Below are 11509 nucleotides of genomic sequence, written 5' to 3'. Positions count from 1 at the left end.
ACATATAATGAAAAATATTTTTGTAAACAAAAACTCTCAAATTCGCTCAGGTTGGAAAATAGCCATAGTTTTTATTTCTTTTATTTTTACAGTAAGTATACTATCAGCTTTTATTGGCTTTATTTTTACTCTATATCAAATTGCTATTGCTAAAGGGGATCTAAGCCATATTATGGAATCCACTAATAATCTGGAAGCAACTCTAAGCAATATAGATAGCGGATTAGGATTAGCTCTTAATATACTTCAATGTTTGATTCTAATATTATGCATTGTTTTATTCTGGAAGCTACTTGACAAAAAACCGATCCGAGACATAGGAATGATTAGCTTAAAAAAAGGTTACAAGGACTTAATTCACGGATTGCTATTTGGTGCTATAAGTTTATTGATGGTCTTTGCCATATTGCTTTTATCCAAAAATATTTCCCTAGCGAAGCCTTTAACTGAACCTAACTTTAATATATCTCTTATAACAGGATTCATTTTATTTATCTTTGTTGGTATTAACGAAGAAATGTTTGTTAGAGGCTACTGCATGACAGTGCTTAAACAAACAGGAAAAACTTCTGTTGTAGTGGTAATTTCATCTATAATATTCTCATTAATGCACGCCCTCAATCCCGGTATGAATGCCCTAAGCTATACAAACTTATTTTTATTTGGCCTTCTTATGGCTTATATAACAATCAAATCTAAAAATCTATGGTTTGCTATCGGCTATCATATCACTTGGAACTACTTTGAAGGAAATATATGCGGCTTTCTTGTTAGTGGCCAAGAAACCTCTTCCTTGTTTACCTTGGAAAAAGTAAATCCTAACATATTAAATGGAGGAAGCTTTGGCCCTGAAGGTGGACTTGTTGTAACCTTTATACTGCTATTAAGTTTCCTATATATGTGGAAGGTGTATAAGCCTTCAATTGAAAATAATGAAATAAACAGTATTCATAAATGATAAAGGAAGTTCTAGGGCTTCCTTTATCATTTAAATTATGAAGAATAATTAATTTAGAAAAATCTATTGAAAATAATATTACTGGTATTTTATAATATGTAACAAATTCTTATTATTATATTATTTTTACTTATATGTTAGTATTTATTGTAGGCTTTTATAAATTTACAAGTAAATTAATCAATAAACAATTGAGGTGAATAATAGATGATAAATACTAATAACATAAAAAAAGTATATAGTAATAAAAATGCTTCTAAAGTAGCATTAAATGGTATTAATATGACTATAAACAAAGGTGAAATCATTGGCTTGCTAGGCCCAAATGGTTCTGGAAAGACAACTTTAATTAAGATTATTAGCGGATTATTGATTCCAGATGAAGGTACTGTGGAGATATCAGGTATAAGCTTAAACAACTCTACTGAAAAATCAATTATGAGCAAAATAGGCGTTGTTCTTGAAGGAGCTAGAAACTTACATTGGAGGGTAACTGTAAAAGATAACTTTTATTACTTTGGATCCTTAAAAGGCTTAAATAAAAAAGATATAAATTGTAGCATAGAAAAGTTTAGTAGTACTTTAGATATAAAGCATCTTTTAAATAGACAAGTTAAAAGCTTATCCTTAGGAGAAAAACAAAAGGTAGCTATAGCTGCTTGTTTGTTACATAACCCTGAAATTATTATATTAGACGAGCCTTCAAATGGGTTAGATATAGAGTCAAAGGAAAACCTTAAAAATACCTTGAAGCATATAAATAAAGATTTTAATACTACTATACTTATAACATCTCATGATGTAAGTTTCTTAAATAATGTAGTGGACAGATATATTGTTTTATATAAAGGCATTATTCGTGACAACTTCGAAAGGGCTAACCTAACTCCAGAGGGTATCCAAGAAAGATATAAAGATATTATAAACTCAAAGGAGAGGAAAGAGGCAATATGAAATATCTTAACACTTTAAAAGCTGAAATAATATTACACCTAAAGGATTCTTTTTCTTATAAAGTAGGCATATTTAATGATATTTTAATATTTGGAGTATTGTATTTTTCTCTTGTATTTATGGGCACAGGTTATTCTCTTGCCAGCAGCTATGGTAGCACTACGGCAGATTCAAATACTCTATTATTAATTGGTTGTGTTTTTTGGAGCTTATCTTTATCCGCAATAAATTCTGCCAGTACTAGAATTGCTTCAGAAGCTACTAAAGGAACCTTAGAGCAAAAATTTATGGCTATAGTGCCAATACAATGGTTATTGCTAAGACAATTTATATCTTCTATAACAGTGGAAGTTGTGGTATGTATCATAATATCACTGGCAGCATTCCTTTTTATCGGTACTAAAATAATAATTAATGGAACCATTATTATATCACTTATACTAACCCTTATTGGAATGTTTGGAATAGGACTTATATTAGGAGCAGTAGCCCTAAAAGAAAAAAAGATAGGTAATATAATATTTTTAATACAAATATTCTTACTTTTTGTATCTGATACACTAACCACAAATAATTTTCTACCTAACATTAATAAAGTTCTTCCCCTAACTAACGGAATAGATGTGGCAAGAAAGGCAGCAGCTAACAGTAGTGTAACAGGTCAAGACTGGCTAATACTTATAACAAGCTCTCTTCTATGGTTAGCAGTTGGATATATTGTATTTACTTTAGCTAGTAGGTATGTAAAACGCAAAGGATTATTATCTGATTACTAAGTATATGTAAAATTCATGGAGGTTCGGTATCCAGTGTAAAATATTTATTTTTGCATAATAAAAATTATTAAATAAAAATGAATTCTATAAGGAAATGCATTAAAATGATTAAAATTACTAATAAAGACCAGTGATTTCACTGGTCTTTTAATATTGATATTTTATAACTTCTATCTATCTTTTTATTTTTAAGAAAGTAGGAGGTTCTATAGCGCTACCATATAAATGTGATGTATCATTGAGACTTGATATAGTTTTTTCTCCACTTTCATTTATCCTTAAGCGACTTATGCTGCCTAGGTCTATATCAAAGGATATATTTCTTTTATAAGCTTCCTCCAGCTCTAGCCACCAACATATAATTGCTATGGCGGTACCACTGTGAGTTACTATAAGTACCCTTTCCTCTGCAGTATCATTTATACTATCCATAAAGTTAAAAACTCTATTATTAAACATCTTCCAACTTTCTGCATTAGGATAAGGTATCCAATCCCATACTGGTTCACTTATTGGATTAAGTAAACTTTCTGCCTCCTTCTTAGTTAAATTAGCAGCACTACCGTTACATAGCTCTCTCAATGCTCCAAAGACCATGGGTTTCTTATGAATACACCTGCCAATTATCTCTGCTGTTTGCCAGGCATTATCTAAGTCACTACAGAAAAAGTCAAATTCCTTTCCCCTCAAAATTTCCCATAACCTTTCCCCTGTAGCCTCTGCCTGCCTTTTTCCTCTTAATGTTAATGCAGAGTTTGTCCAACCACCTGTTAAACTTTCATCCTTAGTTGACTCATCTTCTCCATGTCTGATAATAAGCAGTTCTTTAATCATAAGTCCTCTTCCTATCTATTTTAATACAATATCATATTCCTTATTTTTCAATGCATCTACAGCACTATCTATATCCTTATTCTTAACTAGTATATAGTCCGTATCATAAGTAGATAAGGCAAAGAGGCTAATACCAGTATCTGCCAAAAGGCTGCTAATTCTTGATAAAATCCCTATTAATGAAAAGTCTAGAGGTCCTTCCACCTTCAATACCTTCCAATCTCTTTCACATATAACTCCTTTGGGTATAAACTTTTCCTCACAGAGTATAGAAAGTTCCTCTCCTGTATTAGTTATTGAAAAAAGTTCTCCCTGACATGCCCAGTGAGGAATATCCTCTGTAGGTGATAGCCTGCATACTCCCACAGTAATATCTAAAACACTAATTTTCAACTTGCTCATTTTTATTTCTCACTTTTTAAATTTGGCTTATAAACTCTTCTATTTTCCAAAGACCATAATCTATCGGAGAAACTTCCAGCTTCTATATCCTTAGTAGCCTTTGTCATATCAAAGATTCTAGCATCTATAATATCTAAATAATGTAACACTTCTGCCTCAGGAATCATAGGCTTTACTGGACTTCCATATTCCGGTTCATAATGATGAGAGAGAATCATATGCTGCAAAAGCATTACTACTTCCTTATCTACCCCTAAACGTTGTCCCACAATCTCTAAATTTTTAATTCCTTGAACTATATGGCCAAGCAGTGTACCTTCAACAGTATAATCGCTAACTATACCTAGGATGCTAGAGTCCATTTCCTCCATTTTAGCTAGATCATGGAGGATTACTCCCGCATAAAGTAAATCTTTATTTAAGCTTGTATATACTTCACTAATCTTCTCTGCTGTCCTAAGCATAGTAGAAACATGGTACAAGAGTCCCGACCTTACTGCGTGATGATTTTTCTTTGCTGCAGGATAATACATAATCTTCTCTTTATTTTCCTCTAGCATAGTACTAACAATGCGACGGATATCAGGGTTCTTCATATTATCTACAAAGCTTTTAATAAAGTGATACATTTCCTCCGCTGGTAATGGCGCTGTGGGCACAAATTCAGAAACATCCAAGTTATCCTCTTCTGTAGAAGGCCTTATTTTTTCAATTTTTAATTGCAAGGAATTTTGCCAAGAAAGCACTGTACCCCTTACCTTTATAACAGTATTAGGAGAATATTTTGTTTCCTCCTCTGGTGGTACTTCCCAAAGCTTAGCATTAATTTCTCCTGTTTTATCTGCTAAAGTAAAATCTAAATACTTTTTATTATTACTATTAGTGGTTTTACAATCCACAGATTTTACAAGGTAAAAACCCTCAATTCTTTTACCTTGCTGAAACTCATTTATATTAGCCATAAAAGTAAATCTCCCTTCAAAAATAGTTATGTATTCCAAATGCTTTAATTACTATTATAAAGTATTTATATGCAAAAAGACACCGTTCAATATTCTATCTTCCTATTCAAAGATAAATCTCATAATTTATAATTTAAAGTTGCCTTTTATTGTTATAATATATAATAAAAAGATTATACCACTACCAAAGGGAGGTGCACCAATGAAGATAACTTTACCCCCAAGGGTTGAATTTATAATAAATGAATTAGAAAAAGAAGGCTATGAAGCTTTCGCTGTAGGGGGCTGCATTAGAGACAGTATCCTTGAAAAAAAACCTAATGATTGGGATATCACTACAAATGCACTACCGGAAGCTATTATTAAGACTTTTAAACATACTATTCCTACAGGCATTAAACATGGAACTATTACAGTTATGATAGACAATCTTCCTTTTGAGGTTACTACTTATAGAATAGATGGAGAGTACACCGATAATCGACATCCCGATGAAGTTATATTTACTTCTAAATTAGAGGAAGATCTAAGCCGCAGAGATTTTACCATAAACGCTATGGCCTATAATTATAGTAAAGGTCTAGTGGACCCTTTCAATGGCTTGGAAGATTTAAGAGAAGGTATAATAAAAACTGTAGGAAATGCTCATGATCGCTTTAATGAAGATGCTTTAAGAATGATTAGGGCAATAAGATTTTCCTGTCAGTTAGGCTTCCATATAGAAGATAAAACCTTTGAAGCTATTAAGTTAAACTGTGAATTAATAAAAAATGTAAGTATTGAAAGAATTCGTGAAGAGTTCTCAAAAATATTACTTTCTAAAGAACCTTCACGGGGCATAGAAAATTTAAGAATCGGTGGTCTTTTACAATATTTCTTGCCAGAAGTGTTAACTATGTTTGGTTTTGATCAAAGAAATCCTCACCATGATAAGGATGTGTATTATCATACTCTGATGGTGATGGATAATACGGAACCTAGACTTGCCCTAAGACTAGGGGCACTATTTCATGACATAGCTAAACCAGTAACCTTTACCTTGGATGAAAAGGGAATTGGCCACTTTTATGGTCATGAACTTAAAGGAAAAGATATGTGTGAATACATATTAAAAAGATTACGATACGATAATGACACAATAAAAAAGGTTTCAAATCTAGTTTATGATCATATGTCTAGATATAGCAATTTAAAGAGCTCCACCATAAAAAAGGTGATTACTAGAGTTGGCAAGGAGAACCTAGAAGACTTATTTAACCTCCAGGAAGCAGATATTAAAGCAAGCGCTCCTCCTTTTGATTTCTCAGGAATCCACCACTTAAGAAAAAAATCTAAGGAAATCTTAGAACATAAGGAACCTTTAACGGTGAAAGATCTCCTATTAAAAGGTGATGATTTAATAAGATTAGGTTTAAAACCCGGTAAGCTTATAGGAGAAATCTTAAATCACCTAATGGAAAAGGTGTTAGAAGATCCTAAACTAAACAAGAAGGATCAACTAGAGGAAATGGCTTTAGAATATATTGAAAAAAGTAAAGAGGAAAGAGGTAATGAGAATGAATAAGAAAATTGGATTTATTGGCTGTGGAAATATGGGGCAGGCCATGATAGGGGGTATAGTAAAATCAGGAATAACCTTGCCAGAAAACATAATGGTTTCTGACAAAAATGAGAGCTTTCTTAATAAAGTAAAAGAACAGTTTGGAGTTTTGACCACTGTGGATAACAAGGAGGTTGCCTCCTTCAGCGATATAATTATTCTAGCAGTAAAGCCAAACATATATGGAAATGTTATAAAGGAAATAAGTTCTTCTGTGAAGGAAGAGGTAGTAGTTGTAACAATAGCTGCAGGCATAAGCATAGATTTTGTGGAGAGAGCTTTTGGACGAGATATGAAGGTAATTAGAACAATGCCTAACACCCCTGCCCTAGTTGGAGAAGGTATGAGTGCCCTATCAAAAAACTGCAGGGTATCTGATGAAGAACTTTCAGAAGTTCTTTCTATCTTTCAAAGCTTTGGAGAAGCAGAAGTAATAGATGAAAAACTGATGGACTCTATTCCTGCTATCAGCGGCTCCTCACCAGCCTATGTATTTATGATGATCGAGGCTTTAGCAGACGGCGCTGTACTTAGAGGCATGCCAAGAGATAAGGCCTATAAATTTGCTGCCCAAGCAGTCTATGGATCAGCTAAAATGGTACTAGAAACCGGAGAACATCCAGGAGCTTTAAAGGATAAGGTTTGCTCTCCTGGAGGAACTACAATAGAAGCAGTTTATTCTTTAGAGATGTATAACTTTAGAGGAACTATCATCTCTGCTATGGAAAGCTGCACCAAAAAAGCTATAGAAATGAGCAACAATAACTAAGAGTTATCCACAGGATAATAACTAAATAAAATGTCGAAATAAAAGCAGTGTCAGTTATTTTAGTAACTTTTAAAAGCTGTCACTGCTTTTTTGTGGATAACTTTAATAAAAAAATGCTTGTCCTGTGTAAAACTTCTAATTTTCTGTGGATTAAGTTGATAACTTTGTGGATAATATGTTGGTTTTATCCACTAACCTGTGGATAAACCTGTGATTAATGTGACTAACTTTATTGATTTCACTTATTTTTTAATTAATACACAACTGTGAATATATTTATCCAAATTATCCACATGAATTTTATTCCAACACCTTTCACCATTTTTTTACTTATAAATCTCTTTGTAATAGGTGTCAATTGTCTCTTCTTGTAGAAAACCATTAGCTGCGCCCTTTTCTCCAATTTTATAAGAAGCGAAAATCATTGCCTTTTTTATAGCTTCATAAGGATCATTATTTTTGAAATAAAAATGTATGAAACTAGATAGCAGTGAATCCCCTGCTCCTACAGTGTTAAATACTTTTCTAGTTTTTACTGCAGGGAATCTACCCATGAAATTATCCTTCTTTACATATAGAAGGGCCCCTTCTGCTCCCATTCCTATAACTAGTATGTCATTTTTGTATTCTTTTAATACCTTTTCAGCAAAATCTTCTACTGGCTCCTCTATTTTTTCATGGCTCATAAAAAGTATATTAGCGTATCTCATAAAATCTGCGTTATAGCTGTCATATATGTCATTAACCACATGCACATCGCTAACTATCGGTTTATTTAACTCCCTAGCCTTCTGTAAAAAAGGTCTTGAAAAATTAATATTAGCCAATACCGCCACATCACACTGTTGCAAGGCTTCCATAAATAGATTCTGTGGATAATTAGTTTCTTGTATGTTCTTTAGATCAGTAAATATTTGTCTCTTGCCATCATCATCGTACAAGATAACAGACCTAGGAGTTTTTTCTATACCTTTTAAGATATATTTACAATCTACTCCTACTTCCTTCATGCTGTTAATAATATTGTCTGCTTCCATATCCTTTCCTGTTATACTGAGCAGGCTTACATCATCTCCAAGAGTATGCAAGGCCTTGCCTATATTCATTCCTACGCCAGATACAGAGGAATCTATTCCGAAGAATGGATAGCTTACCGGTTCATACTCTATAGGAAAGCTCTTAATTTTTAATGTGGTTTCAATGTTTAGTAGGCCTGATACTAAAAATTTGGCCATATTTTCCCTCCTCAAACTAGCCCAATAGGAAATGTTAATAAATTTCTGACTTCCCTAAGGCAAAATATTTTGTCCACGGCTACTTATTTCCACAACCTCTGTAGATAATCCTTCCACTTCTGCCTTAAACTTTGAGCATACATCAAAGTTTCCCCAAAAATGCATAGGAACAAAATACTTAGGTGCTAATTTTTCTATAAAATACAAGGCTCCCTTGCAATAGTTATGCTCCAATCTTGGATCTACAGGAAAGAAGGCTATGTCTATTTTTTCCCCAACTATCCTTTCAACTTCTTCTTTAAACCAACGCTCTGCCTTTTGTATATCCTCTGGAGTATCATCCCACCAATACCACCAGTTTAAATCTCCAGCGTGGAAAATATTCACTCCGTCTACATGTACCATAAAGGATATCCCAATGTCTGTGGAACCATAGCTCCTTATATTTACACTATCCAACTGTATTTGCTCATAAGGCACCATAAATCTTATATTGCTATCCTTTTCCTCTAGTACAATATCATTGCTTAAAACATATTTTATGTCCGGTCTCCAAGAACGCCATTTTAAAATTAAAGGATTAAAATGATCTCCATGGCTGTGGGAAGAAAATACAATTATTTCTTTATTAACTTTTAAATCTTCTTCTCCTACTACACCACTAGATAAGGCTCTTTGTGGACCTTCACTTTCATCATTATAGTAATCAAAAATTAACAAATGCTTCTCAGTCTCTACTGCAAAACTACTATGATCTAAATAAGTAACTTTTACTTTTTCTAAATTCACAATTCCACCTCCGTGTATAATTTTAACCTGTCTTCTATCTTATATTATCTCCCTTGAGACTATAATAATCAAATGATATAATAAATTGGATAAATTATTAGGAGGGAAATACTGTGAAGTTTAGATTTGATCATAATAATATAAATGTATTAGATTTAGACCGTAGCCTTGCCTTTTATAAGGAAGCTTTAGGCCTTGAGGAAGTAAGAAGATATGAAGCTCCAGACGGAAGCTTTATCCTTGTATATCTTGGTGATGGAACTACTAACCATTTGCTAGAGCTTACATGGTTAAAAGACAGAAAAGAAGCTTATGATCTTGGAGAAAATGAATTCCATATAGCTTTAAGAGTAGATGACTATGAAGCAGCTCACGCACACCATGAAAAAATGGGTTGCATCTGCTTTGAAAACCCAGAAATGGGCATATACTTTATAAATGATCCAGATGACTATTGGATTGAAATATTACCTAACAAGTAAGCCCTTAAAATCTAGGGTAATTCAGTACCTTTCTGAATTGCCCTTAATCTTTTATATACATACTCCATTTTTGCAAAAACTTATAAATATATTTTTAAATTTTTTGTTATTTTTTTAACATAGTATGCTATAATATAGCATATATAAAAATACTGGTACTATGAATACAAAACTCAAGAGAAGGTGGTTACTATGTTTAATTTCGAACATCCATTAAAAATGTTAAAGCATCAAACATTAAAAGAAGTTGCGCTTTTAGCTAAGGAGGACAAGCTTAATCAATCAGAAATTCAACGTCTACCTTATAAAATTATTCCTGGTCCAAAGGCCAATTATAGATGTTGTGTTTATCATGAAAGAGCTATTATTAAAGAAAGAGCCAAGTTAGCTTCCGGTTATGTTCCTAGCGGTGATGAGTGTGAAACTCTTGAAGAACTAAAGAGCGATCAAATGATTTATGTTATACCCTCTGCCTGTGATAGATGCCCTATTGATAGATATAGGGTTACAGATGTTTGTAGAGGATGTATTAAACATAAGTGTATGGAAGTTTGTCCAGTAAATGCTATTACAAGAGTTAATGGTCAAGCTCATATTGATCAGGATCTTTGTAAAGAATGTGGTATGTGCTCAAAAGCATGTCCTTATAATGCTATATCAGAAGTTATGAGACCTTGTAAAAAAGCTTGCCCAACAGGTGCTTTAGATGTAGCTGATGACAGAAGAGCTATGATTAAAGAAGAAAAGTGTATAAACTGTGGTGCTTGCATGGATATATGCCCCTTTGGTGCAATATCTGATAGAAGCTATATAACTAATGTAGTTAGAGCTCTTGAAGACAATAAAGAAGTATTTGCAGTAGTAGCTCCAGCAATTACAGGACAATTTGGACCAAAGGTAACTGTTGGACAAATTAAGTCAGCTTTCCTACAATTAGGCTTTAAAGGAATGGTGGAAGCTGCCTGTGGTGCAGATGCAGTAACAGTTCATGAAGCAAATGAATTTGTTGAAAGAATGGAAGAAGGACAAACTTATATGACTAACTCTTGCTGTCCTGGATTTGTTAACTTCATTGAAAAAATGTTCCCAGATCAAAAGGACAAGATTTCATCCACTGTATCTCCAATGGTAGCTACAGGTAGACTTATAAAGAAATTAATTCCTGATGCAGTAGTTGTCTTTGTTGGTCCTTGCACTGCAAAGAAAAATGAGATAACTAGACCATCTATTAAGGATGCTATAGATTATGTTATGACTTTTGAGGAAATGACTGCTCTATTCGATGCCTATGGCATAGATCCTGAAAAATGTGAAGAGTCTGAAGCTAACGATGCTTCATTATATGGACGTGGCTTTGCTCAAAGTGGTGGTTTAACTGCTGCAGTAGAAAATTACATACATGATAAGAATATTAACATAGAATTTAAACCTATTAAGGTTAGTGGAGGCGCAGAACTTAAGAAAACTATGACTTTAGCTAAGACTGGTAAGTTAGGTTGCAACTTTATTGAAGGAATGATGTGTACTGGTGGTTGCATAGGCGGCCCTGCTACTATGGTTTCTATGTTAAAGTCCAAGCCTCAGCTTGTTAAGTTTAGCAATAGTTCTGAAAGTAAGAGCGTATTATCTAATGAAAAGTTACAAGAATTTGAGGGAGTAAACTTAGAAAGATAAGATCTCTTCTCTCCAATTACATTTATACTTGTTATTGACAAAATACCCCATATTATGATATTATACTTGTTATA

12 protein-coding genes are annotated in these 11509 nt (G+C 33.1%); 7 read left to right on the top strand and 5 right to left on the bottom strand.

Features of this window, described 5'->3' with window-relative positions:
• From N3C_RS09020 to N3C_RS09010, 3 genes are all read left to right on the top strand, one after another.
• Positions 1-958: CPBP family intramembrane glutamic endopeptidase (locus N3C_RS09020; RefSeq protein ID WP_306345592.1), on the top strand; the 958-nt coding region annotated here is incomplete at its 5' end.
• Between the two features lie 207 nt (positions 959-1165).
• Positions 1166-1912, top strand: coding sequence for an ABC transporter ATP-binding protein (locus N3C_RS09015; protein ID WP_074365705.1), 747 nt, complete (start codon positions 1166-1168; stop codon positions 1910-1912).
• A complete protein-coding gene (locus N3C_RS09010) occupies positions 1909-2688 on the top strand; it encodes an ABC transporter permease (protein ID WP_074365704.1) in 780 nt (259 codons plus the stop codon). Before N3C_RS09015 ends, N3C_RS09010 begins: the two co-directional genes overlap by 4 nt.
• 174 nt (positions 2689-2862) lie before the next feature.
• On the opposite strand, the gene N3C_RS09005 is transcribed toward N3C_RS09010, so the two are convergent.
• The 3 genes from N3C_RS09005 to N3C_RS08995 are packed head-to-tail and all read right to left on the bottom strand — an operon-like array spanning position 2863 to position 4886.
• Entirely contained in the window at positions 2863-3522 is a 660-nt protein-coding gene (locus tag N3C_RS09005; RefSeq protein ID WP_074365703.1) for a histidine phosphatase family protein, read from the bottom strand.
• A 15-nt stretch (positions 3523-3537) separates the two neighbouring features.
• Positions 3538-3924, bottom strand: coding sequence for an ACT domain-containing protein (locus tag N3C_RS09000; protein ID WP_074365702.1), 387 nt, complete (start codon positions 3922-3924; stop codon positions 3538-3540).
• Between the two features lie 2 nt (positions 3925-3926).
• The gene (locus N3C_RS08995; protein ID WP_074365701.1) at positions 3927-4886 is read right to left on the bottom strand and encodes a 3'-5' exoribonuclease YhaM family protein; all 960 of its coding nucleotides are present in this window, start codon (positions 4884-4886) and stop codon (positions 3927-3929) included.
• 202 nt (positions 4887-5088) lie between these two features.
• On the opposite strand from N3C_RS08995, the gene N3C_RS08990 reads away from it, so the two are divergent.
• A complete protein-coding gene (locus N3C_RS08990) occupies positions 5089-6450 on the top strand; it encodes a CCA tRNA nucleotidyltransferase (RefSeq protein WP_074365700.1) in 1362 nt (453 codons plus the stop codon).
• Positions 6443-7255 carry a pyrroline-5-carboxylate reductase gene (proC, locus tag N3C_RS08985; RefSeq protein ID WP_074365699.1) on the top strand — a complete coding sequence of 271 codons (813 nt, stop codon included), beginning with the start codon at positions 6443-6445 and terminating at the stop codon, positions 7253-7255. Before N3C_RS08990 ends, proC begins: the two co-directional genes overlap by 8 nt.
• 326 nt (positions 7256-7581) lie before the next feature.
• On the opposite strand, the gene N3C_RS08980 is transcribed toward proC, so the two are convergent.
• Positions 7582-8490, bottom strand: coding sequence for a carbohydrate kinase family protein (locus N3C_RS08980; RefSeq protein ID WP_074365698.1), 909 nt, complete (start codon positions 8488-8490; stop codon positions 7582-7584).
• 54 nt (positions 8491-8544) lie between these two features.
• Positions 8545-9279, bottom strand: a complete 735-nt coding sequence (locus N3C_RS08975) for an MBL fold metallo-hydrolase (protein WP_074365697.1) — start codon at positions 9277-9279, stop codon at positions 8545-8547.
• A 113-nt stretch (positions 9280-9392) separates the two neighbouring features.
• Between N3C_RS08975 and N3C_RS08970 the strand changes: the two genes are divergently transcribed.
• Both N3C_RS08970 and N3C_RS08965 read left to right on the top strand, forming a co-directional pair.
• Positions 9393-9761: a VOC family protein gene (locus tag N3C_RS08970; RefSeq protein WP_074365696.1), complete on the top strand. Its 369-nt coding sequence runs from the start codon at positions 9393-9395 to the stop codon at positions 9759-9761.
• A gap of 192 nt (positions 9762-9953) precedes the next feature.
• The gene (locus tag N3C_RS08965) at positions 9954-11435 is read left to right on the top strand and encodes a 4Fe-4S dicluster domain-containing protein (RefSeq protein WP_074365695.1); all 1482 of its coding nucleotides are present in this window, start codon (positions 9954-9956) and stop codon (positions 11433-11435) included.
• The last annotated feature ends 74 nt before the right edge of the window (positions 11436-11509 follow it).

Source organism: Clostridium sp. N3C, assembly GCF_900095445.1.
Lineage (GTDB): Bacteria > Bacillota > Clostridia > Clostridiales > Clostridiaceae > Clostridium_AU.
Note: the sequence above shows the minus strand (reverse complement) of the source record. Positions and strands in the feature narration are given on the sequence as shown.